Genomic DNA, 24680 nt, shown 5'->3' on the forward strand with positions numbered 1-24680 from the left:
AACGATCTGCGTTGGTGCTCTCTTGCCCGTGTCCGTCACGGGCTTTTTTATTCAGGCTGACAACGAGTGAACACTGATGAGAATTGGCGTTATTGCCGACACCCATGGACTGATGCGCCCTGAGGCGCTCGAGGCACTGCGCGGCTGCGCGTTGATCGTGCATGCCGGGGATATCGGCAAGCCCCAGGTACTCGATGCACTCGGCGCGCTTGCGCCAGTGCAGGTGATCCGCGGCAACAACGATGTGAAGCTGCCGTGGGCCGCAGGCATTGCCGATGAGCTGCGCTTGGACCTTGGCGGTCATCCGACGTTGCTGGTGCACGATATCGCCGATGTGCCCGCAGTGCTGGACGACGCACTGAAAATGGTGATTACCGGGCATTCGCACAAGCCGCTGATCCAGTGGCGTGACTCGCGCTTGTTCCTCAACCCTGGCAGTGCCGGGCCACGGCGCTTCAAGTTGCCGGTGACGGTGGCGATCATCGAAGTAACTGGGCAGGGGCTGGCACCGCGCATCGTGCCCCTGCTGGCGTGAGCCCGTGGCGGTGTGCCCCTATTGGGCAGTGGCCAACCAGGTATCGATCTGTTCGAGCGTCGCCGTGGCGCCGCCGCACACCACCACCAGCACATTACGGTAATCGGCCAGCGCCTGAGCATCGGCGGCCAGTGCCAGCGCAGCCCCGCAGGCCGGTTCGACCAACACCCGGTGATCGTCGAGAAAACGCTTGCACGCCAGCAGCGCGGCCTTGTCGCTGACCCGGTGGCTGTACACGGGATGGCTTTCGACACAGCGCATGGCCTGCTCGGCGACGCGCTTGGCGCCCAGCGAGGTAGCGACCGAGGCGAGGCGCTCAATTTCCACGGTGTGCCCGGCCTGCATGGCGGCGTGCAGGGAAGCCGCGCCCTCGGTCTCCACCGCCAGCACCGGCACATCGCTCCAGCCATTGCGCTTGAGGCCTTCGACCACACCGCTGAGCAGCCCACCGCCACCCACCGACAGCACCACCGCATCGGGTTTGCAGGCGCTGGCAGCGACTTCGTCGATCAGGCTGGCGTGGCCAGCCCACAGCAGCGGGTCATCGAAGGGATGAATGAACGCATCCTCGGCGCCGACCAAGGTCAACGCCAACTGGTTGGCCTCTTGCCAGGAACTGCCGTGCACCACCACCTCGGCGCCTTCCAGGCGCAACAGCTGCTTGGCCCGCGCCGTGGTGGTTTCAGGCACCACCACGGTGACCGGCACGCCCAACTGACGCCCCGCGTAAGCTACCGCAAGCCCCGCATTGCCCCCCGATGACGACACGAAATGCCGGACACCGCGGCCGTGGTGCAGTTCGCAGGCATAGCCTACGCCCCGTAGCTTGAACGAGCCGCACGGCTGCAGGGCATCGAGCTTGAGCCACACGGCGCGGCCTGCAGCGAGCGAGAGGGGACGGGATTCGAAAAGCGGGGTCTGGATGTGCAGGGTCATGACAGCCTTCTAATGCGACGCATCTATAAATGTAGAAGGCAGTCATACCCGTTTCGCCCCGCGCCGGCAAGTCGGCGCGCAGGGCGACGCGCGTCAGCTCAGGGGTGGGGTACGGGGCGGGACCTGGCGGCGCGAGCCGGTGGCTTCGAAGGCGGCGCCGAAGCTGAGCAGGGCGTTGTCGCTGTAGGCTTTGCCGGCGAAGGTCAGGCCCACCGGCATGCCGATGTCGGCCATCACGCCCATGGGTACGGTAACGGTCGGCACCCCCAGGTGACGGATGGCCAGGTTGCCATTGGCGACCCATACCCCGTTGCTCCAGGCGATGTCCGCCGAGGCCGGATTGACGTCGGCGTCAGCCGGCCCCACGTCGGCCACGGTTGGGAACAGCACGGCATCCAGGCCAAGGGCATCCATCCAGTCTTCCAGGTCGATCTTGCGGGTGTGTTCAAGGCCGCGCAGACCATCGGGTAGCGTGTCGATCTGCTCCCAGGTCTTCAGGCCGCGCTTGGCCATGTTGACGTATTCGTCCATGCCCGCTGCCAGGTCGTCTTCACGGTTGGGCAGGGTGCCTGGATCATGCGGGAAGATCTGCGGGCCATCGACATCGGCCAGGCGGTTGAGGCGCGGGTCGTCGTTGGCCCGCAGGAAATCGTCGAAGGCCCAGCCTGACAGCTCCCACAGCTCATCATGGAGGAATTGCTTGCTGACGATCCCGCGGTTGTAGACGGTCGGCGCGCCCGGGCGGTCGCCCTCGCAATTGGACACCAGCGGAAAGTCCACTTCCAGTACCTGGGCGCCGGCAGCTTCCAGCGCCTGGCGGGCTTGCTGCCACAGCGCGATGACGCTGTCGCGGGTGTGGATGCGCTGGCCAGTGGGGCCGCCGATCCCGGGTTTTTCCGAGGTGCCGGCATCGCTGTCGGCGTTGATGTACATGCGTGGCACGCCAAAGCGCTTGCCCTTCAAGGCGCTGGCGTCGACCGCCAGGTCTAGGTACGAGGCCGGGCGCACCGCCGAGGCGGCCGGAATCGGCACCCAAGGCTGCAGGCGCCACAGATCGCCACGTGGGTCGGCATCGTCGGCGACCACCACGTCGAGAATTTCCAGCAGATCGGCCATGGTTCTGGCGAACGGCACCACCACGTCCATGGTGGGCGTCAGCGGCCAGTTCCCGCGTACCGAGATCACCCCGCGCGAAGGGGTGTAGGCGCACAGGCCATTGTTCGAAGCAGGCCCGCGGCCGCTGGACCAGGTTTCCTCGGCCAAGCCAAAGGCGCTGAAGCTGGCCGCAGTGGCGGTACCGGCGCCGTTCGACGAGCCGGAGGCGAACGGCGCGGTCAGGTAGCGGGCGTTGTACGGGCTCTCGGCGCGCCCGTACACCCCACGTTGCATGCCGCCGTTGGCCATGGGTGGCATGTTGGTCTTGCCCAGGCACACAGCGCCCGCGGCACGCAGGCGTTCGATGGTGAAAGCGTCGCGCTGGGCCACCAGGTCCTTGAAGGCTGGGCTGCCAGAGGCGGCGGTCAGGCCCTGGACCAGGTAGCTGTCCTTGGCGGTGTAGGGGATGCCATCGAGCGGGCTCAAGGTCTGGCCCTTGGCGCGGCGGGCGTCGGACGCTTCGGCTTCCTTGAGGGCCTCGGGGTTGCGTACCACCACGGCGTTCAGCGCAGTGGGCGTGTCCGCGCCATCATAGGCGTCGATGCGGGCCAGGTAGGCCTTGACCAACTCGACTGCGGTAGTGCGGCCGTTTTCGAGCGCGTCGCGCAGCTCGGCGATGGAAACCTCGGTTACCTCGATCATGCGTTCACCAAAAATTTGTGCAGGTGGGGGCTAGTGCGCAGGAGTGTACAAGAAGGGATGGGCACAGGGAGGTTTGCGCCGCAGAAATGGCTGGTTGCAACCAGGCAGTGATGCGCCTTCAGGCAGGCGTCAGGGCCGCGGTGCGACCCTGTCGAGGCTGGCTAGTCGAGGTCCGCTGCGCTATGGCGCTCAGGCACCTGGCTGGCCTCGTCGCCCCACGTGCGGTTGACCCGCGTGCCGCGCTGTACGGCAGGCCGCTCGGCGATCTCTTGCGCCCAGCGCTGGACGTTCGGGTACTCGTCCACGGCGAGGAACTCGGCGGCGTTGTACAGGTTGCCGCGCACCAATTGGCCGTACCATGGCCACACGGCGATATCGGCGATGCTGTATTCATCGCCGCCCAGGTAGCGGCTTTCGGCCAGGCGCCGCTCCAGCACATCGAGTTGACGCTTGGCTTCCATGGTGAAGCGGTTGATGGCGTATTCGATCTTCAGCGGTGCATACACATAGAAGTGACCGAAGCCGCCGCCCAGGTAGGGAGCAGCGCCCATCTGCCAGAACAGCCAGTTCAGGCACTCGCTGCGGGCCGCATGGTCCGTGGGCAGGAAGGCGGAGAATTTCTCTGCCAGGTAGAGCAGGATCGAGCCCGACTCGAACACCCGCACCGGCGGCTCGACGCTGCGATCGAGCAAGGCAGGGATCTTCGAGTTGGGATTGACGGCGACGAAGCCACTGGAAAACTGATCGCCCTCACCGATACGGATCAGCCAGGCGTCATATTCGGCGCCGCTGTGACCCAGGGCAAGCAACTCTTCGAGCAAAATAGTGACCTTGACCCCATTGGGCGTGGCCAGGGAGTACAGCTGCAATGGATGCTCGCCAGTGGGCAACTCTTTATCGTGCGTGGGCCCGGCGACTGGCCGGTTGATGCTGGCGAACTGGCCACCGGCTGCTGCGTCGTTACGCCAGACCTTGGGCGGTACGTAGGGGGACGTGCTCATGCAGGGATCTCCTCGATAGGCGCGAAAGCGGGCAGGTAAACACCTGGACCTGCATGTATGCCATGGGTTCGCCAGGCAGCGCAAATGCTTCAAGGGCGCGGGCAAGGGGGCTGTCGGGTGGACGATGACTTTGCCGCACGGGTACAGAACGGGGCCATTGCGTTGCGGTCAGAGTGTCTGTCAGTCTTCTTCGGTTCAATCGTTCATGACGTGAGCGAGGGTCCCCCGGTCGCGGCCGAGGTGAGTCATGGATAAACACGGGCTGGCGCAACAGCGCTCAGCCCATTGAGCAGGTTACAAACCGTGAACGAAACAACTTCGGATGATTCGTCCGAAAAACTGCGCCTGGTGCTCGAAGCCGCCAGCGTCGTAGGGTCCTGGGTATGGGACATTCCCAATGATCGGGTAACGGCAGATGAACGTTTCTCCCGTTCATTTGGCATCCCTGCGCAAAAGTGCGAGGCGGGCATTCCGATTGCCGAGGCCTTCGCGTCGATTTATCCAGAGGATCGCGAGCGGGTATCCAGGGACATCGAAGACGCCATGGCGCGCGGCGGCGCGTTTCGCTGTGAGTACCGGGTGCGCAACGATGATGGCCAGTATCATTGGATCGAAGCCACCGGGCATGCCCAGCTCGATGCCCAGGGGCATCCGGTGCGCTTCCCCGGCGTGCTCGTGGACATCGAATCGCGACGCGCCGCCGAAGCCGAACGCGACCGCGTTTCGGCCCTGTTGCGCTCGTTCACCGCTGCCGTGCCGGGGGTGGTCTATGCCAAGGATCTCGAGGGCCGGATGCTCATCGCCAACCACGGCGCCACCGAGCTGATCGGCAAGCCGCCCGAGTTCTATCTGGGCAAGACCGACCTTGAATTTCTGGAAGACAAAGGTCAGGCCCGGCAAGTGATGCAAACCGACCAGGAGGTCATGCGCGGCGGCAGGACCGTGCAGATCGAAGAGCGCGTCGACCTGCCTGACGGCTCCGAGCGCACCTGGCTTTCGGTCAAGGCGCCCCTGCTCGATGAGCACGGCAATGTGATCGGCCTGATCGGCTCATCGATCGACGTGTCGGGACGCAAAGCGGCAGAAGCGGCGCTCCTGGAGCTGAACCGCACCCTGGAAAAACGCGTCAGCGAAGCGGTCGCCGAACGTGAAGCGGCGCAGGAAGCGCTGCGCCAATCGCAGAAGATGGAAGCTATCGGGCAACTCTCCGGCGGCATCGCCCACGACTTCAATAACCTGCTGGCCGGCATCACCGGCAGCCTGGAGCTGGCCAAGCTGCGCGGCCAGCAAGGGCGCACGGCCGATGTCGAACGCTACCTGGGCGTCGCGCATCGCGCGGCCAAGAAGGCCGCCGCGTTGACCCACCGTTTGCTGGCGTTTTCCCGGCGTCAGCCGCTGCAGCCGGCGCCCACGGATGTCAACGCCTTGATCGGCGGCCTGGAAGATCTCATTCGGCGCACGGTCGGTCCGGCGATCGCGCTGAAGGTCGACCTGGGGGCGCAGCTTTCGACGTGCCTGGTCGACCCCGCCCAAGTCGAAAATTCACTGCTCAACCTCTGCATCAATGCGCGTGATGCCGTGGGCAAGGCCCAGGGCACCATCAGCATCACCACCCGCAACGAAACGCTCGAGCAAGGGCCGGGCCTGGATGCTGAGCTTGCGCCAGGCGCCTACGTGACCATTTGCGTGGCTGACGATGGCATGGGCATGTCGGCAGATACCCTGGCCAAGGCCTGCGAGCCGTTTTTCACCACCAAGTCCATCGGCGAAGGCACAGGCCTTGGCCTGTCGATGGTCTACGGCTTTGCCAAGCAGTCTGGCGGGCAGGTGAGGATCACTTCGCAGCAGGGGCAGGGCACGCAGGTTCATATCTCCCTGCCCAGTCAGTCGTGCCAGGCGCACGTCGTCGTCCGCGAGCCGAGCGATCATGATTTCACCCGCCAATGGGCAGAACGCACGGTGCTGGTCGTCGATGATGAACCGTCGGTTCGCCTGTTCGCCAGTGAGGTGCTCAGTGGCTTGGGCTTCACGGTGATCGAGGCGAACGACAGCCAGGCTGGCTTGCAGTTGCTGACATCCGACACGCCGATTGACCTGCTGGTGACTGACATTGGCCTGCCGGGCGGCATAAACGGCCGGCAGATGGCCGATCACGGGCGCCAATCGCGTGCCGATCTGCCGGTGATCTTCATGACCGGCTACGCGAACCCATCGATGTTCGAGGGCGAGGCCTGGCGTGAGTCAGCGGCAGTGCTGGTCAAGCCCTTTGCCATGGACGATCTGATCGCTCAGGTCCACGCGCTGCTGGGCGCGGCCAGCCGGCCGCTGGAATGAGGGCCAGCGGACGCTTTGGAGTTTAGCCACTCAAGCATTCTGTGCTCGGCCGCCTGGGCTGAAGCGAGGCGACAGCGATCGCAGTCGATCTGTTGCGCAAGGGTTGCCGGCAACTGTGCTGGTCGCTTGCTGGGAAATTTCCTTATGCTGTTACGAAATATGTCTAGAACTCGCATAAGGAACGCCCAATGCCGCTCAAGGACCTGCTGATCGCCCTGGTGGTGATCATCGCCTGGGGAGTCAACTTCGTGGTCATCAAGGTTGGCCTCGATGGCTTGCCACCTATGTTGTTGGGGGCATTGCGCTTCGTGCTGGTGGCGTTTCCGGCGGTGCTGTTGATCAAACGGCCGAAGCTGCCTTGGCGCTGGCTGATTGCCTATGGGGCGACCATTTCGCTTGGCCAGTTCGCCTTCCTGTTTCAAGCCATGTACAGCGGCATGCCGCCGGGTCTCGCCTCGCTGGTGCTGCAATCCCAGGCATTCTTCACCCTCGGCTTCGCTGCGCTGTTCCTTGGCGAGCGCCTGCGTGCAGCCAGCGTCGTCGGCCTGCTGATCGCCGCCAGCGGCCTCGCGGTAATCGGCAGCGAGGACAGCAGTCACGTACCCATGCTGGCGTTGCTGTTGACGCTGTGCGGCGGTGCCATGTGGGGCATGGGCAACATCATCACCCGGCGCTTCGGCTCGGTGGACCTGGTGGCATTGGTGATCTGGGGTGGATTGATCCCGCCATTGCCGTTTCTGGCCCTGTCCTGGTGGCTTGAAGGTCCGCAGCGCATCGGCCACGCGCTGCTGAATATCAGCTGGAGCTCGGTACTGGCCCTGGCCTACCTGGCGTTCGTCGCCACCATGCTCGGTTATAGCCTGTGGAGCAAGCTGCTGTCGCGCCACCCAGCAGGCAAGGTCGCGCCGTTCTCACTGTTGGTGCCGGTCATCGGCCTGAGTTCATCGGCCTGGCTACTCGGCGAGCGGCTGACCGCAGCCCAGGGCTGGGGGGCCTTGCTGGTGATGCTCGGCCTGCTGGTCAATGTCTTCGGGCCGATGCTGGGGCGGCGCTTGCGCGCGGCGAGTGCGCACTGATCGGCCCTGGGCTTTTTGCTAGACTCGGTCGTCTTTCGCCTAGCCCAGGGAGCATCCCATGATCATCTCCACCACCAGTCACCTCGATGGCCGCCCGATCGCTGAATACCTTGGCGTGGTCAGCTCCGAATCGGTGCAGGGCGTGAATTTCGTGCGCGACTTCTTTGCGCGCTTTCGCGATGTCTTCGGCGGTCGTTCGCAGACCCTGGAAAGCGCACTGCGCGAGGCTCGGGTGCAAGCGACCGAAGAGCTCAAGGCGCGCGCACGGGAAATCCATGCCGATGCCGTGGTGGGTGTGGATTTCGAAATCAGTATGCCGTCGGTGCAGGGCGGGATGGTCGTGGTGTTCGCCACCGGCACGGCCGTGCGCTTGCGATAGCTAAATGCCACTTGTCGGCTTCGGCAAGTTCGTCCAAGCAGTCTGCTTGTGACCGACTAGTCTGCAAATCACCGATCGCGTTTCCCAGGTTGGCTGTACGCCGACCGACGCGGTTGCTGCTGAGCGGAGACTGGGCATGAGCGAGTCCTTTTTCGAAGACATGAACGATGCGTTCCCCATCAATAGCCAGGTGCGCTGCGGACAGGCCGCGTTCCGCCTGGGTTTTGCCCACATGACCCTCGATGAATCCGAAGAGGTCAGGCCAGTACATCTGCAGCGGGCCAAAAAAGCCCGCTTCACGCCTCGAGTACCCGCGCGCAAATAGGTGCTGGCGACAGCTGCACGATTGTGAGCGCGCTCGCACAATCCCCGCCGAACGGCAGGTTTATATCGAGGTTGTTTGATCCTGGGCAGGGTATGGGTGAGTTGCGCTCGCGGGTGCCAGGGGATTGTGGTTTTCTGGTGATGTATCCAGGAAACGGAGGATTGATTTTCCATGCGAGTCAGGGACGAGACTTACTGGCAGTGGGCTGATGCGCAGCTGCACAGCCGCTGCCACGATGAGGTATTGAGCGACGGTACAACACTGGACGTGCAGGTGCGTCTATCGCGGCTTGGCGCGACGCAGTTGTTTCTGGGGTTGTATGGGCAAGATGGCCAGGCGAAGCTTGAGGAATACTATGCCGCAAGGCCTGGTGAAACCATGACCCGAGCATTGGTGTGGGGCGTGAACCGGGCGCGGGCTTTGGCCATCGGCGCATTGCCCATGCCCCGTCAGGCGCGTCGCGGCACGAAAAAGCCCGGCCTATGAGGGCCGGGCTATTCGAAGGTGTCGAGCTCAGTTCAGCGCATCGATCACCTTGACTGCCTGCCGCTCACGGGCGGCGGGCCATTCTTGTTGCAGAACCTGCAGCACGCGCCCCACGAACTCGGTGTCGGCAGCGGCCTTCTTGCCGACGTAGCCCTGGCCACGGCGGTAGACCTTGAAGCGTGCGCGCATGCTGGGCAGATGCGCTTCGAATTCATCTTCGATCGTGTTTGGCGGCAGCCGGTCGAGGCGCACTTCGCCACTCTGGCTGACCCACAGCAGGTGGTCATCGAGGCTGTCCTTGCGTACCGCGAACAGTTCGGCCAATTGATCGATGGTCGGATCGTTGTTCAAGTTCATCATAAAGCCCCCATTACCTATTTGTTGTTGATTGTCACAGTTGGCGCCACAGGATGTAGCGCGCTACCAAGGCTGCTACCGCAGCATCGCAACAGGGGCTTTCTCACGCTGCCTTTTGGACAGATTCCCGCTCCACGAACGGCCTGCGTTACCGCGCAGGCCGTCTGGAATACCCTTGCCACCGCTCCCGATCGGGGAGACGGCTTCACTATGCACAAGCGTCGAGAACCCCGTCAACCGTTTTGTAGTGAATATTTTTTCTCACTACATATTGTCGGACAATCCATTTTCGGTGACTGAGCGGTCGAGTCTGGAAAGTATTTCGAAGGCCGCTCGCACGCGTGCTTCGTTGGGGTAGTTGCGGTTGGCAAGCAACACGATGGCGTTGCCCCGGGCCGGAATGAACGCGGCGTAGGCACCAAAGCCACTGGTGGAGCCTGTCTTGTTGTACCAGGCGGCTGGCACTGCAGGGAGCGGCGGAGCCAGCCGTTGGGTCGCTTGCGGCTCGAGCGCCACCCGCGAGCTGTTGCCCTCGAGGAGTTGAGGCAGGTCGACCGGGTAGGCATAACGTTCCCAGCCCAGGCCTTGAGTCATGTTGCCGACCTTGAAGTAGCCGGCCTGGGTGGTGGATATCGCATTGCGCAGGGGCGGGGGCAGCTCAGCCGGTTGCATGTGCAGGCGCACGAAACGCAGCAGGTCGGTCGCGCTGGTCTTGATGCCGTAGGCTTCATCGGCGTAAGGGCCTGGGTTGACCCGCACTGGCTGGTTCTGCGCATCGTAGCCCTGCGCGTAGCGTGCCTGAGCGTCTTGCGGGACTTGCAGATAGGTGTGAGGCAAACCCATTCCGGGCAGCAGCTGCCCGGTCATGACCTGGGCGAACGTGCGGTGCTGGGCCCGCGCAGCCAGGTCGCCAAACAGCCCCAGGCTCGGGTTGGAATAGCAGCGCTGGGTGCCTTGCTCGCTGCGTGGCGTCCAGTTCTGGAAAAACGCCAGCACTTGCTCGGGCGTATGCACATGGTCGGGGAACTGCAGGGGCAGGCAGTCTGCGCTGTAGGCGCCGAGCGCAAGGACACTGGCCTTGCCCAGCGCAGTGCCGGCGAGCGCGGATTGGTAGTGCTCGGCAGGGGCGTTCAGGTCGAGTTTACCCTCGGCACTGGCCAAGCCGGCGAGGGTGGCGGTGTAGACCTTGCTCAGCGAGCCGATCTCGAACACGGTATCGGGGCTCACCGGCTGGCCGGTCGCCGTGTTGGCGACCCCGTAGCTGAAGTAGTGCGCCTGGCCGCCGGTGTAGAGAGCGACGGCCATACCGGCGATGTCATGGCGTTTCATCAGCGGCCGCACTACGTCATCCACCTGCTGCTGCAAAGGTTGAGCAGCATGCGCTGCGCTCAGGCTGAAGAGAACGAGCAATGAAGCAAGGTACCGGCGGGGCATGCAAGGGTCCTTTCTGGCAAGTGTCCGTTGGGCGACACTGTTGGGGGTTACAGCGTTAGCAGGAAAAAACGCAAAACCTTATCCTCTGTCGTTGCACAACGACAAGATGGAAACTGTTATGAAGTATTTGCGCATGTTATTCGACAACTTCACCTTGTGCCTGCTCGGGGTGGTGGTGATTGCTACCGTGCTGCCATGTTCGGGCGATGGCGCAGTGTATTTCGGCTGGTTGACCAACCTGGCGATCGGCCTGTTGTTCTTCTTGCACGGGGCCAAGTTGTCACGTGAAGCGATCATTGCCGGTGCCGGCCATTGGCGCCTGCATTTGCTGGTGTTCTCCTGTACGTTCGTGCTCTTCCCACTGCTGGGCCTGGCGTTCAAGCCGCTGTTTCTGCCGTTGGTGGGCAATGAGCTGTACCTGGGTGTGCTGTACCTGTGTGCGTTGCCGGCAACTGTGCAGTCGGCCATCGCTTTCACATCGCTCGCCCGCGGCAATGTGCCTGCGGCCATTTGCAGCGCTGCGGCGTCCAGCCTGATCGGGATCTTCCTCACGCCACTGTTGGTGATGCTGTTGCTGGGCGCCAGTGGTGATACTGGCTCAGGGCTCGATGCGGTGCTCAAGATCACCCTGCAGCTGTTGGTGCCCTTCGTGGCTGGGCAAATCGCCCGGCGCTGGATCGGCGCCTGGGTCAAGAACAACGCCCGCTGGCTGAAACTGGTCGATCAAGGCTCGATTCTGCTGGTGGTGTATACCGCGTTCAGCGAGGCAGTGGTGACCGGGCTTTGGCACACCGTATCGTCGCAGCACCTGGCCGGCTTGTTCGCCGTGTGCGGGATTCTGCTGGCCGTGGTGCTGGTAGGTACGCACTTGCTGGGCAGAGTGCTGGGCTTCAACCTCGAAGACCGCATCACGATCCTGTTCGCCGGCTCCAAAAAGAGTTTGGCCACCGGTGTGCCGATGGCCCAGGTGCTGTTCGTCGGTAGCGGCATCGGCGCGATGATTCTGCCGCTGATGCTGTTCCATCAGATCCAGCTGATGGTGTGCGCCGTGCTGGCCCAGCGTTATGCCAGCCGCGAGCAGGCTGCCGAGCAGGTCGGCGCGTCGTCTTGACGGTACCTGCGGCCCTGGTTGCCTGGCGTGATCGCCGGCAACTATGGCCGATGGGCGCTTTGACGGCCTTGGCGATCATGCCCTAGCGTTGTTGTCCAGGTGATCAGTCAATCAGGAGGCGCCATGCCAGAGCAATGCAAAGTCGTGCTGGTGGTCGGGGCCGGTGATGCGACCGGCAGCGCCATCGCCAAGCGCTTCGCTCGTGAAGGCTTCGTCGCCTGCGTGACGCGCCGTCAGGTCGACAAGCTGCAGCCACTGCTCGAGGACATCCGCGCCAGCGGCGGGCAGGCCCATGGATTTGGTTCCGATGCGCGCGATGAGCAGGAAGTGGCTGAGCTGGTTGAAACCATCGAGCGCGATATCGGGCCGATCGAAGCCTTCGTTTTCAACATCGGCGCCAATGTGCCCTGCAGCATCCTCGAAGAAACGCCGCGCAAATATTTCAAGATATGGGAGATGGCCTGTTTCGCCGGCTTTCTCACCGCCCAGGCCGTGGCGCGGCGAATGGTCGGCCGCGAACGCGGCACCATCATGTTCACCGGAGCCACCGCGGGCACGCGCGGGGCTGCCGGCTTCGCCGCGTTCGCCGGGGCCAAGCACGCCTTGCGGGCGTTGGCCCAGAGCATGGCCCGTGAACTTGGGCCGCGCAATATTCATGTCGCCCATGTGGTGGTCGATGGCGCCATCGACACCGCATTCATCCGCGACAGCTTCCCCGAGCGCTATGCCCTGAAGGATCAGGACGGCATCCTCGATCCTGAGCATATCGCCGACAGCTATTGGTTCCTGCATGCACAACCGCGTGATGCGTGGACGTTCGAACTGGACCTGCGCCCGTGGATGGAGCGTTGGTGAATACGCTGTGCCAGGAGTGTGATGCATGAGCAAAACCGTGGAGTTCTACTTCGATATCGGCAGTCCAGCCAGTTACCTGGCCTGGACTCAGCTGCCTGCGCTGTGCCAACGACACGGCGCGCATTGGGTGTATCGCCCGATGCTGCTCGGTGCAGTGTTCCAGGCCACCGGTAACGCCTCACCCGCGATGGTCCCCGCCAAAGGCCGCTACATGTTCAAGGATCTTGCTCGCTACGCGCGTCGCTATGGAGTGCCATTTGGCTTGCCACCAGGGTTCCCGATCAACACCCTGATGCTGATGCGCGGCGCCCTGGGCATGCAGTTACGCGAGCCAGGGCAATTCGAGGTGCTGTTGGCTGCGCTGTTCGACGGTCTGTGGGCGCAGCAGCTCGATCTCGGCGATGCCGGGGTGCTGGATCGACACCTCGCTGAGGCCGGAATCGACCCAGACCGCTTCCATGCGCTTGCCGCAGACGCCGAGATCAAGTCCGAACTCAAGCGCCTTACCGAGCAGGCCGTGGCGCGCGGTGTGTTCGGCGCGCCAACCCTGTTCGTCGAGGAGGAAATGTTTTTTGGCCAGGATCGCCTGGACTTCGTCGCCGAGGCGTTGAGCCGGTGAACTCTGGCGTCTGACGGGTACGGCCAGGCGGCTCAGAAGTTGGCGGGTGTGTTGGCGCTGATGATTTCCGCTTCGTCCTGGCCAATGTTCTTGAAACTGTGCGGCAGGGTGGTGGGAATGTAGTAACCGTCGCCTGAGTTGAGGACGCTCACCTGGCCATCGACCCACAGCTCCACGGTGCCGCGCGTGACCAGTCCGCATTCCTCGCCCTCGGCATGCACGATCGGCTCGCCGGAATCGGCGCCGGGCGCGTACAGTTCGCGCAGCATGCGCATTTGCCGGGCTTCTACGCTGGCGCCTACCAGCAGCATGCGCAGGCCATTGCGGCCAAGGTCCGGTTGCTCGCTGGCCCTGAACACGAAACGCTCCTCACGTGCCGGCTCGTCGAAGCTGAAAAACTCGGCCAAGGACATGGGAATGCCTTCGAGCAGTTTTTTCAGCGAGCTGACCGACGGACTGACACGGTTTTGCTCGATCTGCGAGATCGTCGAGTTGGTCAACCCGCTGCGCCGGGCCAGTTCCCGTTGAGAGAGGTTATTGCGCTCGCGCACCAGTTTGAGTCGTGTCCCCGTGTCCATAGCCGCCTTGTAATTAGAGGTGTTGAAAATAATGGGCGACGCATTAAAACATACTCTGCAGGCTTGCGCGCTGTGCGTATCAGGAGCGCTCGACCACGCGCCAGTGCTGGCCCGAGCGGCGCGCTGCACGCTCGGGCCGAGCGGTCACTCGCCGCGCCCGACGGGGCCTGGCCACATGCTGCGCAACACACCGTCGCGGCGCACCAGTGCATGCATCAGCGCCGCCCCCAGGTGTATGAGCACGGTGGCGAACAACAGGTAGCCCGCCCAGCCGTGGGCCTGACGCAGCACGGCGTACAGTTGCAGGTCGTGCGGGGCGATGGCCGGCAGTTGCAGTGGGCGCGGATAGCCGCCTGCAGAAAGCATCGCCCAGCCCAGCAGCGGCATCGCCAGCATCAGGGCATACAGCAACCAGTGCGACGCCTTCGCAGCCAGGCGCTGCGGGCTTGGCAGGTCAGCGGGCAGCGCTGGGTGCGGCAGGCTCAGGCGCACACCGATGCGGATGACCACCAGCAGCAACAGGGCCAGGCCAGTGGCTTTGTGCAGCTCGACCAGCAGGGGGTGGCGCGGCGACAAGTCGCCGACCATGCTCACGCCGATGAACAACATGCTCAGGATCAGCAACGCCATCAGCCAGTGCAGCAAGCGGGCGAGCGGATGGAAGGTAGCCGGCTTCATGGTTTTGCTCCTGTTCCCAGCGACTCGCGGCTGCGCCGGTTGAAAGATTCCGAGTAAGCCGCCGAGCGGGCGGCGAGAATGGGGTCGGCAGACGGCTCGATGCCGCTTGGCAAGATCAACGGGTCGAAGTTCAGGTCACGACACGCGCCTTGCTCAGGTGCGTCGACGTGTTCGATCACCAGGCTTCCGGCGTCGATACTGCGGCGCTCGGCCGGCCACGGCTTGGCCGGGTCGTCCACGGCATCGCCCGGGTCGGCCAATACCAGACGCAACGTCCAGCGCAACGGGCCCTGGGCCAGGCGCTGTTGCAGGTCGTGCTGCAGGAACAGCTTGTCGTCGACCTGGCCGGGCAGGGCGGCGAACGGGGTCTGCGGCTCGAGTTGCCAGCGCACCGGATGCGCCGTGCCGCTGGCATCGATCAAGCGGAAGGCGTTGATGCTGTGATACTGGGTATTGGCGAAGCTGTCGCTGGGTTTATAGCTGGCCGCCCATTGGCGGAACGCCGCACTTTCGGGGTGAGCGGCGAAAAAAGCCTGCATCCTGGCAGGGTCCGGCTTGCCGGTGGCAGGGTCTGGGGTGCTGGCCAACACCTGCTGGTAGAAGCTCTGTGGGGTACTGACGGCCAGGACCGGTGGGTTGTTCATGCCGGTGCGCCAGATTTGCCCGTCATCGGTGCTCAACTGAACCGCCAGGCTGCGCACCGCGATGGCCGTGTCGGGGGCGTACGGGTTGGCACCACCGATGGCGAAGCGGCCGATCACTGGCACCCGCGCCTGGCTGAACGCGCGCGCGGTGGACAGGCTGGCGGCTTGACCGCTGGGCTGGAAGTAACCGCTGATGCACAGGCCCTTGGAGTGATTCTTGCGGTAGCCGGGGTGATGCCCAGCCTGGGCCTCGAACGTGTCGATGATGCGTTGCGGGGTAAGCTCAGGGCTGCCGATCCAGCCGGCGGCATAAGCGAAGCCTGCGCCCAGCGCCAGCATCGCCGCGCCGATGCCCGCCAGGCGTAAAGCCTTGGCGGGGCCGTGCAAGGGTGAATTCATGTGAGTGCTCCGCGTCGGTAAAAGTGCAAGTACGACGCAGCCAGGCGAAACTTATTCCTTGGCCTGGAATAGATTTCACGATCAGCCGTCTGACCTTACACTGATCACCCAGCGCCCGGTACTGACCATGCAAGATCTGGACGAACAACAATGGCGAGATCTGCTGCAGCGCTTGCGGCGCTTTGCCTTGTGGCTGACGCGCGAGCCGGCCAGCGCCGACGATCTGGTCCAGGCCACCGTCGAGCGGGCCTTGAGTCGGCGCACTCAGCAGCGCGAAGCCGAGGCTTTGCGCGCCTGGTTGTTCACCATTCTCTATCGCCTGTTTCTCGATACCAAGCGCCGCGAACGTCTGCACGCCCGCTGGTTGTCGTGGTTCGGCCGTGGCTCGGCCGACGATCCAGCGCTGGGCGACAATACCGAGGCCATCGTCTTCGCCCAGGCCGACCTCAAGGCGTTCGCCCAGCTGTCGACTGAGCAGCGCGCGTTGCTGTTGTTGGTCAGCGTTGAAGGCCTGAGTTACAAGGAAGCGGCCCAAGCCCTGGAAATTCCAATCGGCACGGTGATGTCGCGCCTGTCACGCGCGCGTGCCGCCTTGCGTGGACTGACCGAAGGCAATCCCGCGCCTGCGCCCTTGCGGAGACTTAAATGACCCGTCTGATCCCTGCCGAAGACGAACTGCATGCCTATATCGACGACCGCCTGGAGCCGGCGCGCCGCGCCGAGGTGCAAGCCTGGTTGGCGGCCAATCCACAGGAAGCGGCCAGGGTCGAGGGCTGGCGCAACGATGCCCGGCGGCTGCGCACCGCCTTGGCCGGTTTCGCCGAGCAACCGGCAGCGGGGGCCTTGGACCTGCAGCACATCAAGCAACGGCTGCGTCAGCGCCGCCAACGACGCCTGGCCTCGGCGGCGGTCGTGATGTTGGCGCTGGGCATCGGTGGCATGGGCGGTTGGCAGGCGCGGCAAATGACCTTGGTCGCCAACGCGCTACCGATGGCCGATGCCGTGCAAGCCCATCGATTGTTCGCCAGTAGCCAGCCCCTGGACGTCCAGGTCAGCGACCCAGGCCAATTGCGTGATTGGCTCGGCCGCCACTTCAGCCGGGTAGGCACCTTGCCGGATCTGGCCGGCTACGGTTTTCAGCCCGTCGGCGCGCGTCTGTTGAGCAATGAACAGGGGCCAGCGGCGCTACTGGTGTTCCAGGACCGTAATGGCGAGCGCATCAGTTTGTTCCTGCGCTCGCCCGGTGACCACTATCAGCGCATGCCCCAAGGGCAGCGCGTCGATGGCCAGCTCGAAGCGCGTTACTGGTCACATGGCGCGTACAATTTCGCGCTGGTCAGTGCCGCCGACGATCGCCGGGGGGCAGGGGTGGGCGAGGCACTGCGGCTGGGGCTGTGAAAGCTTCTGCAGCACTGGCGCACAGCTCGCACCATCCTGGCCGACGTGAAGCGCTTAAGCCAGCTCTAGCCAGATCGGCGCGTGGTCCGACGGCTTTTCCATGGCGCGCAATTCATAATCCACCCCAGCCGCCTTGATCCGCGGCACCAGCGCCTGTGAAGCCATGATCAGATCGATGCGCAAGCCCCGCTTGGGGTCGTCCTCGAAACCCCGGCTGCGGTAGTCGAACCAGCTGAAGCGGTCATTCACTTGCGGATACAAGTGGCGGAAGCTGTCCACCAAGCCCCAGCCTTTGAGCCGCTGCATCCACTCGCGCTCTTCTGGTAGGAAGCTGCACTTGCCGGTTTTCAACCAACGCTTGGCGTTGTCCGGGCCAATGCCGATGTCGCAATCCTCGGGAGAGATGTTCATGTCGCCCATCACCAGCAGCGGCTGGTCGTGCTTGAACTGGCCTTCGAGCAGTGCTTGCAGGTCGCTGTAGAAGCGTTGCTTGGCCGGGAACTTGGTGGGGTGGTCGCGGCTTTCGCCCTGCGGGAAGTAGCCGTTCATGATGGTGATCGGCGTACCGTCGGCATCGGCGAAGGTGCCCCAGATGAAGCGCCGCTGGGCATCGTCTTCATCGCTGGCAAAGCCTTTGACCAGGCTCAGCGGTGCCTGACGTGAGAGCAGCGCGACGCCGTAGTGCCCCTTCTGGCCGTGAAAGTGCACGTGGTAGCCCAGCGCTTGCACCTCGGACAGGGGAAACTGATCGTCACTGACCTTGGTTTCCTGCAGGCCGATCACGTCCGGCTGATGCTTTTCGATCAGCGCGGCCAGCTGATGCGGACGGGCGCGCAGGCCATTGATGTTGAAACAGACGATCTTCATGTAAAGACGATCCCGGCAAAAGGCCGGATGCTAACCAACATCGGCCGCGATCACCAGCCTGGCGGCAGTGGTGTTTAAAGATGAACGATGCACAGCGAAGCGTCTCCAAGGCACAGAGCAGCTATTTCCAGGAGGACTGCCCGCCATGCCCGAAACCTCTGCCGCCCAGGCACGTGTCTGCCTGCTCGATGCCGGCTACCGACGAGAAGCACGTGCGCTACTGTTCGAGGCGTACCGTAACGAACCCACGTTTGCCTACCTGTTCGAAGCCCAGCGACCCGGCTATGAACGGCGGCTGCGCACCCTGGTGCGTGAGTGGGTACGCCAGCATTTCTACCTGCAACTGCCTGCCGTTGGCCTGCTGCTCGACGATCGCCTGATCGCTTTGGCGTTGATCGTCCCGCCGCTGCGCCGCCTGGGCGTGGCCGATAGCTGGGCGTGGCGCTTGCGCATGTTGCTGGGGGCAGGCCAGCGCTGCACTCGGCGTTATCTGGACTATCAGGCCGCACTGTCGACCTGCGTGCCGCCTAGCAAGGTGCATACGTTGCCGTTGCTGGGCGTACATCCGGACTATCGCGGGCAGCACTACGGCGAGCAATTGTTACAAGCTGTGCACGACTGGTGCGCTGACGATCCCGATACCGAAGGCGTGGTGCTGGACTCTGGCAACGAGCACTACCTGGCGTTCTACGCCCGCCAGGGCTACGAGGAGATCGGCGAAGTGGCGTTGGGGCCTATCCGCGAGCGGGTGTTCTTTCATCCCAATCCGGCGAGGAGCCTGCCATCAATCGCTTGAACCGGCCCTCTGACGGCTCCCTTGGGCGCTTGGCTCTGGTAGCATGCGGCGCATGACGTATTCAGGAAGACTTACCTGGGGCCTGGTTTTCTGGGTGGCCAGTTTTACAGCATGGGGCCAGAGCGAGCTGGTGGTGCAGGTCAAGCCTGCCAACAAAGCGCTCAAGGCCAATGTAGAGGGTTACATCGGCAGCCTGGGAGACCGTGACGAAGAAGCGCTGGTGCGTTTCAGTCGCGGAGCCGAGGAGCAGGCGCGCAAGGCGGCGCAGGCGCTTGGCTATTATCTGGCGCAGATCGACACCGAAGTCAGGCCGCCTGCCCAGGCTGACCAATCGCCGCGCCTGATCATCAAGATCGAGCCAGGGGAGCCGGTGCGCTTGCGTAATGTGACGGTGCGCATCGAAGGTCCTGCCAGCGACATGCCGGGTTTTCGCGTGCCCGACAGCAAAGCCTTGCGATCCGGAGCCCAGCTCAATCATGGCCTGTATGAAGATGCCAAGCGGCTGATCCAGAACCAGGCGTCGCGTTACGGCTTCTTCAGTGGTCGCTTCAGCCGGCAGCAGTTGGCCGTCGATCCCAAGGCGGGCGTTGCCGATATCGACCTGGTGTATCAGAGTGGCCCGCGCTATCGCCTGGGGGCTGTCAAATTCACCGGCGACACGCCATTGGACGAAGACCTGCTGCAACGCATGGTGTCGTTCAAACCAGGCACACCCTACGATTCCCAGCTGATCGCCGAACTCAACAACGACCTGCAGTCCAGTGGTTATTTCGAGGGTGTGCGGGTGGACGCAGCGCCCACCGCCGCGGTCGCCGAGCAGATTCCGGTTCAGGTACGCCTGGATACGCGCAAGCCTCGTACCATCGGCCTGGGTCTGGGCTACTCGACCGACGTCGGGCCGCGCGGCAAGGCTAACTGGACGCGGCACTGGGTCAATCCGCAGGGCCATAGCTATGGCTGGGAAACCGAGCTGTCCGCACCCCGGCAGAACGTCGGCATCTGGTACGACGTGCCGCTCGACCCGCCCCTGACCGACAAGCTGCGTTTCGCCGGCGGCTACCAGAACGAGGAAATCGCCGGCACCGATACCCTGAGCAAGCTGCTCACCGTAGGGCCTGAGTGGCACAGCAAGCTGCCCAGCGGCTGGCAGCGGGTGATCTCGCTCAAGTATCAGCGCGAAGAGTACCGCCTGGGCGACGACTCGGGGCTGAGTACGCTGCTGATGCCCGGGGTGAGCTATTCGTACCTGCGCAGTGACAACCGCATCGACCCGCACAATGGCTACCGTCTGCAGTTCGATGCGCAGGTCGCCAAGGAAGGGCTGGTGTCGGACACCAACTTGCTGCATGGCAATGTCTTGCTCAAGGGCTTGACCACGGTCGGGCAGAACCACCGCTTGCTTGGCCGTGTCCAGTTCGGTGGCAGTGCCACCAACGGCTACAAGAACAACATCCCGCCATCGCTGCGGTTTTTCGCCGGCGGCGACCAGAGCGTGCGCGGTTACGACTACCAGACGTTGTCGCCGAAGAACAGCGACGGCGATCGCATCGGCGGCCGTTACCTGGTCGCAGGCAGCGTCGAGTATCAGTATTCGCTCACCGATAAATGGCGAGTAGCGACCTTCGTCGACCAAGGCAGTGCGTTCAATAACCTGGAATTGCCCAACCTCAAGACCGGGGTCGGCTTCGGTGTCCGCTGGGTCTCCCCGGTAGGCCCGCTGCGCCTGGACCTGGCCAAGGCGCTGGATGACGAGGGCGGCATTCGCCTGCATTTCTCCATGGGGCCTGAGCTGTGAAGCGTGTGTTGAAATACCTGCTGTTGGGCGTGTGCGCCACGCTGCTGCTGGTGGTGGTGGCCCTGGCGGTGCTGTTGGGCAGCGAAAGCGGCAGCCGCTGGGCGCTTGCCCGCGTACCGGGGTTGACCGTGGATGATTTTCAGGGCCGGCTTGCAGGCACCTGGCAAGCCAGCCGCTTGAGCTGGATCGACGGCGACACCCGCGTCCAGGTGCAAGCGCCGTTGCTCGACTGGTCGCCTGCCTGCCTGCTGCGTGCCAGGCTGTGTATCGAGCGCCTGCATGCCCAGCGCATCGACATGGCCTTTGCCCCAAGTGAACAGAAGGCAGACAGCGGGCCGATAGAGTTACCCAATCTGCAATTACCCCTGGCCATCGATGTAGGCGAGGTAGTCATTGGTCAACTGCGCCTCGATGGCAGTGATCTGCTCGGTGATCTGCACCTGGCAGCGCATTGGACCCAGAACGGTCTGCGCGTCGACAGCCTGCGATTGCAACGGGATGACCTGCGCGTGGACCTGCAAGGCGACATCAAGCCCGAAGGCGACTGGCCGTTGCAGCTGCAGGGCCAGGTCCAACTGCCCGCCGTGCAGGGCAAACCCTGGCAGCTCGATCTCACGGCCACCGGCCCGCTGCAGCAGACCCTGCGTCTGGAAGCCACCAGCAGCGGCTACCTCGACGCACGCCTGAACGGCGAGGTGCAGGCGTTGGCCGAACACCTGCCAGCGCAACTGCGCATTCGCAGCGACAGCTTCAAGCCGACAGACGCGCTGCCTGACACCTTGCGCTTCAACGACCTGCAATTGAACGCGCAGGGTGATTTGCTCAAGGGCTATAAACTCGCCGGTACTGCCAGTCTGCCCGCTGAGCAGGGGCCTATAGCCCTCGCACTGAATGGATTGGTCGACGCCAAGGGTGCCAGGCTCGACGCCCTGGACTTGACCGCCAACGACAGTCAGCAGGTCAAATTGCAGGCCACGGCCGATTGGCAGCAGGGCGTGACCGCTGACGCGCAGCTTGATTGGGTGGATTTTCCATGGCTGCGTCTGTATCCGCTGGAAACGCCGCCCCAGGTCACGGTCAAGCGTTTCAAGGCTAACGTTCATTACCAGGACGGCAACTACCAGGGTACTTTCGATGGCGATCTTGATGGTCCGGCGGGTGCTTTTACCCTGGCCAGCCCATTCGAAGGTGATCTGAGCCAAGTGCGCCTGGGGCAATTGGCCTTGACTGCCGGGCAGGGCAAGGCCACTGGCAGCGTCGCCGTGCGCTTTGCCGATGCGCTGGCCTGGGACGTCGACTTGCAACTGTCGGCGCTCAATCCGGCGTACTGGCTTGCCGAGCTCCCCGGTACCCTCGCCGGGCCACTGCGCAGCAAGGGCCAGATGAAGGACGAACAGCTCAGCCTGGATGCCCAGCTCGACCTCACCGGTCGTCTGCGCGGCCAACCGGCGATGCTCAAGGTCCAGGCCCAAGGCGCCGAGCAACAATGGACCCTCGGCACCCTGGCGGTACAACTGGGTGATAACCGCATCAACGGCAGCGGCAGCTTGCAGCAGCGCCTGGCCGGGCAGGTCGATATCAACCTGCCGCGTCTGGGTCAGCTTTGGCCAGGGTTGCAGGGCCAGGTCAAAGGTCGCCTGGATCTCGCCGGCACCCTGCAGGCGCCGCAAGGCAGTCTGGCCCTGCAAGGCCAGCAATTGGCCCAGGAACAAAACCGCATTCAGCGCCTGGACGTTCAGGCGCGTCTGGACAGCGCCCAGCGTGGCCTGGTCGATATGACCGCCACCGGCATTCGCCTGGGTGAAACCGTGCTGGGTACGCTGCGGGCCAACGCCAAGGGCGATATACGCCAACAGGCGCTGACGGTGGCCTTGGACGGCCCACAGCTCAAGCTCGACCTCGGCGCCGATGGCCAGCTGAACAAGGGCGATTGGCGCGGCCGCCTGGCCAGCGGCAGGATTCAGGCAGGCGGACAGGACTGGCAATTGCAGGCACCCGCCCGCCTGCAACGCCTGGCCAGCGGCCAGATCGATTTCGGCGCCCATTGCTGGCGCTCAGGCCAAGCCAGTCTTTGCGGGGAAGACCAGCGGCTGGCCCCGGAGCCCCGCTTGCGCTACCACCTCAAGCAGTTCCCGTTGGACAGCTTGGCGCAGTGGTTGCCAAAAGATTTCGCTTGGCAGGGCATGCTCAATGCCGATGTCAATCTCGACATTCCCGCCGGTGGTCCTAAAGGCACGGTGCGTGTCGACGCCAGCGGCGGCACGTTGCGGGTGCGCGACAACGGGCGCTGGATCGATTTCCCGTACCAGACCCTGAGCCTGGACAGCACCCTGGCGCCACGCCGGGTCGACACTCGCCTGGCGTTTCGCGGTGATCGCTTGGGTGAGTTGAACGTCAATGCGCGCTTGGACCCCACGGCCACCGACAAGCCGCTGTCGGGCGACTTCCGCCTGGCTGGCGTGCAACTGTCGATAGCCCGCCCCTTCGTGCCGATGGTCGAGCGCCTGGCAGGGCAGTTGAATGGCAATGGACGCCTGACCGGAACCTTGATGGCGCCGCAGGTCAATGGCGAGCTCAAGCTCAGCGGTGGCGAAGTCAGTGGCCCCGAGCTGCCGGTCAGCTTGCAGGACCTGTCGCTGCAAGCCCTGATCGCTGGCGAGCAGGTGCAGCTCGATGGCAATTGGCGCAGCGGCGCCGCCGGTCGCGGCCGCCTCAGCGGCCAGCTGACCTGGGGGCAGGCGTTGGGTATGGACCTGCGCTTGCAGGGGCAGCAGTTGCCAGTCAATGTCGAGCCGTATGCGACCCTGGATGTCGCCCCGGACCTGAACCTGCGCCTGGTGGACGACAAGCTGGCAGTGACGGGCAAGGTACTGGTGCCCAAGGGCAAGATCACCGTGCGCGAGCTGCCGCCCTCGACGGTCAAGGTCTCGGACGACACGGTCATCGTGGGCAATCAGACCGAGCAGGGCAAGCCGCCCATGGCAATGGCCATGGACATCGATGTCGAGGTGGGGCAAGAGCAGTTGTCGTTCAGCGGATTTGGCCTCACGGCTAATTTGATCGGGCATGTGCACATTGGCGACAACATGGATACCCGTGGCGAACTGAGCCTGGCCGATGGTCGTTACCGCGCCTATGGCCAGCGCTTGAACATCCGCCGCGCCCGGCTGCTGTTCGCAGGCCCCATCGACCAGCCCTACCTGGATATCGAAGCGATCCGCCAGGTCGATGACGTCATCGCCGGCATACGCCTGAGCGGCAGCGCCGAGCAGCCAACCACCACGGTGTTCTCGGAGCCTGCGATGAGTCAGGAGCAGGCCTTGTCGTACCTGGTGCTCGGCCGACCGCTGGGCAATACCGGTGAAGACAACAACATGTTGGCCCAGGCAGCACTGGGTTTGGGTCTGGCGGGCAGCGCCGGGATCACCGGCAACCTGGCATCGAGCCTGGGCATCAAGGACTTCGAGTTGGATACGCAAGGGTCGGGCAACAGCACCAGTGTGGTTGCCAGTGGCAATCTCACCGAGAAGCTCAGCCTGCGCTATGGCGTTGGGGTGTTCGAGCCGGCCAATACCATCGCCCTGCGTTACAAGCTGAGCAAGAAGGTGTATCTGGAGGCAGCCAGCGGGCTGGCAAGCTCGCTGGACATTTTCTACAAACGCGACTTCTAAGGCCGCTCAGCGGACCGTGGCGGCTTCGATGAATTCGTTGGTCTCCGGAGTTTCGGGCACCAACGGTCGGCGGATCGGGATGATCATCTTGGTGTATTCCTCGATCAGCCGGTTGAGCGCCTCGGGTGGTTCGCTGGCGTGAAACTGCATGCGTATCTGCACCTCGTCCGGGTCCCGGACTTCGCCCTGGCGGCCTTGCGCGCCGATGGTCACCTTGAAGCAGGCGCCATTGGGCTGCTCGCATTGCTCGCGCAGGGCGGTGAGGGCTTCGGTGGCGTTGACACGAACCGAGAGATCGACCTGCATGCGCTCCAGGCTCAGGCCTTTTGGTGCGACCAGGGCGAACAAGGGCACGCGCATGATGTGCCGGTCGTCCATGGCGATCTCGACCATTTTCGCTTTCATGGGGCTGCCAAGCGCCTGGCTATCGCAGTCGAAAAACTGGTCGAACAAGGTGATGTATTGCTGGGCGATGAGACTGTTGGTGGCGGCAGCGGCCTCTTGCAGGCCGCGCGTGATGTCGCGCAGGTCGATCGCGGTCATGGGGGGTGGGGTGTCCAATGGCCTGGCTCCTTACAGTGGCGAGGCGCCCCGCCAGGTACGGCAGGG

At 63.8% G+C, this 24680-nt stretch carries 24 protein-coding genes; 14 read left to right on the forward strand and 10 right to left on the reverse strand.

What is annotated here, in order from left to right; translation table 11 throughout:
* Nucleotides 1-76 precede the first annotated feature (76 nt).
* The gene (locus FS665_RS02905; protein ID WP_145183086.1) at nucleotides 77-535 is read left to right on the forward strand and encodes a metallophosphoesterase family protein; all 459 of its coding nucleotides are present in this window, start codon (nucleotides 77-79) and stop codon (nucleotides 533-535) included.
* An 18-nt stretch (nucleotides 536-553) separates the two neighbouring features.
* Here FS665_RS02905 and FS665_RS02910 read toward each other — a convergent pair whose 3' ends face one another.
* The 3 genes from FS665_RS02910 to yghU form a co-directional block, all read right to left on the reverse strand.
* The gene (locus FS665_RS02910) at nucleotides 554-1471 is read right to left on the reverse strand and encodes a pyridoxal-phosphate dependent enzyme (protein ID WP_145183089.1); all 918 of its coding nucleotides are present in this window, start codon (nucleotides 1469-1471) and stop codon (nucleotides 554-556) included.
* A gap of 93 nt (nucleotides 1472-1564) precedes the next feature.
* Nucleotides 1565-3268, reverse strand: coding sequence for an amidase (locus FS665_RS02915; RefSeq protein ID WP_145183092.1), 1704 nt, complete (start codon nucleotides 3266-3268; stop codon nucleotides 1565-1567).
* A gap of 161 nt (nucleotides 3269-3429) precedes the next feature.
* A complete protein-coding gene (gene yghU, locus FS665_RS02920) occupies nucleotides 3430-4269 on the reverse strand; it encodes a glutathione-dependent disulfide-bond oxidoreductase (RefSeq protein ID WP_145183094.1) in 840 nt (279 codons plus the stop codon).
* A 303-nt stretch (nucleotides 4270-4572) separates the two neighbouring features.
* On the opposite strand from yghU, the gene FS665_RS02925 reads away from it, so the two are divergent.
* The 5 genes from FS665_RS02925 to FS665_RS02945 all read left to right on the forward strand — a co-directional run bounded on the left by FS665_RS02925 (nucleotide 4573) and on the right by FS665_RS02945 (nucleotide 8869).
* Nucleotides 4573-6603, forward strand: coding sequence for a PAS domain-containing sensor histidine kinase (locus tag FS665_RS02925; RefSeq protein ID WP_256674908.1), 2031 nt, complete (start codon nucleotides 4573-4575; stop codon nucleotides 6601-6603).
* Nucleotides 6604-6791: 188 nt separating this feature from the next.
* A complete protein-coding gene (locus FS665_RS02930; protein WP_145183097.1) occupies nucleotides 6792-7679 on the forward strand; it encodes an EamA family transporter in 888 nt (295 codons plus the stop codon).
* A gap of 58 nt (nucleotides 7680-7737) precedes the next feature.
* On the forward strand, nucleotides 7738-8058 hold the full coding sequence (locus FS665_RS02935) for a YbjQ family protein (protein WP_145183100.1): 321 nt from the start codon (nucleotides 7738-7740) through the stop codon (nucleotides 8056-8058).
* A 136-nt stretch (nucleotides 8059-8194) separates the two neighbouring features.
* Nucleotides 8195-8383, forward strand: a complete 189-nt coding sequence (locus tag FS665_RS02940; RefSeq protein ID WP_145183102.1) for a hypothetical protein — start codon at nucleotides 8195-8197, stop codon at nucleotides 8381-8383.
* A 171-nt stretch (nucleotides 8384-8554) separates the two neighbouring features.
* Nucleotides 8555-8869, forward strand: coding sequence for a hypothetical protein (locus FS665_RS02945; RefSeq protein WP_145183105.1), 315 nt, complete (start codon nucleotides 8555-8557; stop codon nucleotides 8867-8869).
* Between the two features lie 27 nt (nucleotides 8870-8896).
* On the opposite strand, the gene FS665_RS02950 is transcribed toward FS665_RS02945, so the two are convergent.
* Both FS665_RS02950 and ampC read right to left on the reverse strand, forming a co-directional pair.
* Nucleotides 8897-9229 carry a hypothetical protein gene (locus FS665_RS02950; RefSeq protein WP_145183108.1) on the reverse strand — a complete coding sequence of 111 codons (333 nt, stop codon included), beginning with the start codon at nucleotides 9227-9229 and terminating at the stop codon, nucleotides 8897-8899.
* Nucleotides 9230-9490: 261 nt separating this feature from the next.
* Entirely contained in the window at nucleotides 9491-10660 is a 1170-nt protein-coding gene (gene ampC / locus FS665_RS02955) for a class C beta-lactamase (RefSeq protein ID WP_145183111.1), read from the reverse strand.
* A 106-nt stretch (nucleotides 10661-10766) separates the two neighbouring features.
* Between ampC and FS665_RS02960 the strand changes: the two genes are divergently transcribed.
* From FS665_RS02960 to FS665_RS02970, 3 genes are all read left to right on the forward strand, one after another.
* Nucleotides 10767-11771 (forward strand): bile acid:sodium symporter family protein, encoded by a 1005-nt coding sequence (locus FS665_RS02960; RefSeq protein ID WP_145183114.1) that lies wholly within the window; start codon nucleotides 10767-10769, stop codon nucleotides 11769-11771.
* Between the two features lie 123 nt (nucleotides 11772-11894).
* The gene (locus FS665_RS02965) at nucleotides 11895-12626 is read left to right on the forward strand and encodes an SDR family oxidoreductase (RefSeq protein WP_145183117.1); all 732 of its coding nucleotides are present in this window, start codon (nucleotides 11895-11897) and stop codon (nucleotides 12624-12626) included.
* Between the two features lie 25 nt (nucleotides 12627-12651).
* Complete coding sequence (locus FS665_RS02970; protein ID WP_145183120.1) at nucleotides 12652-13245, forward strand: 2-hydroxychromene-2-carboxylate isomerase; 594 nt, start codon at nucleotides 12652-12654, stop codon at nucleotides 13243-13245.
* 32 nt (nucleotides 13246-13277) lie between these two features.
* On the opposite strand, the gene FS665_RS02975 is transcribed toward FS665_RS02970, so the two are convergent.
* The 3 genes from FS665_RS02975 to FS665_RS02985 all read right to left on the reverse strand — a co-directional run bounded on the left by FS665_RS02975 (nucleotide 13278) and on the right by FS665_RS02985 (nucleotide 15544).
* A complete protein-coding gene (locus FS665_RS02975; protein WP_145183123.1) occupies nucleotides 13278-13823 on the reverse strand; it encodes a cupin domain-containing protein in 546 nt (181 codons plus the stop codon).
* Between the two features lie 144 nt (nucleotides 13824-13967).
* The gene (locus FS665_RS02980; RefSeq protein WP_145183126.1) at nucleotides 13968-14501 is read right to left on the reverse strand and encodes a cytochrome b; all 534 of its coding nucleotides are present in this window, start codon (nucleotides 14499-14501) and stop codon (nucleotides 13968-13970) included.
* Complete coding sequence (locus FS665_RS02985; RefSeq protein ID WP_145183129.1) at nucleotides 14498-15544, reverse strand: catalase family peroxidase; 1047 nt, start codon at nucleotides 15542-15544, stop codon at nucleotides 14498-14500. The genes FS665_RS02980 and FS665_RS02985 overlap by 4 nt, the downstream gene beginning before the upstream one ends.
* A 127-nt stretch (nucleotides 15545-15671) precedes the next feature.
* Here FS665_RS02985 and FS665_RS02990 point away from each other — a divergent pair, with 127 nt between their 5' ends.
* Both FS665_RS02990 and FS665_RS02995 read left to right on the forward strand, forming a co-directional pair.
* Nucleotides 15672-16193 carry a sigma-70 family RNA polymerase sigma factor gene (locus FS665_RS02990; protein ID WP_145183132.1) on the forward strand — a complete coding sequence of 174 codons (522 nt, stop codon included), beginning with the start codon at nucleotides 15672-15674 and terminating at the stop codon, nucleotides 16191-16193.
* Nucleotides 16190-16942 (forward strand): anti-sigma factor, encoded by a 753-nt coding sequence (locus tag FS665_RS02995; RefSeq protein WP_145183134.1) that lies wholly within the window; start codon nucleotides 16190-16192, stop codon nucleotides 16940-16942. The genes FS665_RS02990 and FS665_RS02995 overlap by 4 nt, the downstream gene beginning before the upstream one ends.
* Before the next feature lie 54 nt (nucleotides 16943-16996).
* Here FS665_RS02995 and xthA read toward each other — a convergent pair whose 3' ends face one another.
* Nucleotides 16997-17809, reverse strand: a complete 813-nt coding sequence (xthA, locus tag FS665_RS03000; RefSeq protein ID WP_145183137.1) for an exodeoxyribonuclease III — start codon at nucleotides 17807-17809, stop codon at nucleotides 16997-16999.
* A gap of 145 nt (nucleotides 17810-17954) precedes the next feature.
* Here xthA and FS665_RS03005 point away from each other — a divergent pair, with 145 nt between their 5' ends.
* Genes FS665_RS03005 through FS665_RS03015 form a run of 3 tightly spaced genes read left to right on the forward strand, consistent with a single transcriptional unit; the run spans nucleotide 17955 to nucleotide 24071 of the window.
* A complete protein-coding gene (locus tag FS665_RS03005) occupies nucleotides 17955-18605 on the forward strand; it encodes an N-acetyltransferase (RefSeq protein ID WP_145183140.1) in 651 nt (216 codons plus the stop codon).
* 52 nt (nucleotides 18606-18657) lie between these two features.
* On the forward strand, nucleotides 18658-20400 hold the full coding sequence (locus FS665_RS03010) for an autotransporter assembly complex family protein (protein ID WP_145183142.1): 1743 nt from the start codon (nucleotides 18658-18660) through the stop codon (nucleotides 20398-20400).
* Nucleotides 20397-24071 (forward strand): translocation/assembly module TamB domain-containing protein, encoded by a 3675-nt coding sequence (locus FS665_RS03015; RefSeq protein WP_145183146.1) that lies wholly within the window; start codon nucleotides 20397-20399, stop codon nucleotides 24069-24071. The genes FS665_RS03010 and FS665_RS03015 overlap by 4 nt, the downstream gene beginning before the upstream one ends.
* A gap of 6 nt (nucleotides 24072-24077) precedes the next feature.
* Here FS665_RS03015 and FS665_RS03020 read toward each other — a convergent pair whose 3' ends face one another.
* Nucleotides 24078-24614 carry a DUF2589 domain-containing protein gene (locus FS665_RS03020; protein ID WP_145183364.1) on the reverse strand — a complete coding sequence of 179 codons (537 nt, stop codon included), beginning with the start codon at nucleotides 24612-24614 and terminating at the stop codon, nucleotides 24078-24080.
* Nucleotides 24615-24680: the final 66 nt, after the last annotated feature.

This window comes from Pseudomonas sp. URMO17WK12:I11, from assembly GCF_007677725.1.
Classification (GTDB): Bacteria; Pseudomonadota; Gammaproteobacteria; order Pseudomonadales; family Pseudomonadaceae; genus Aquipseudomonas.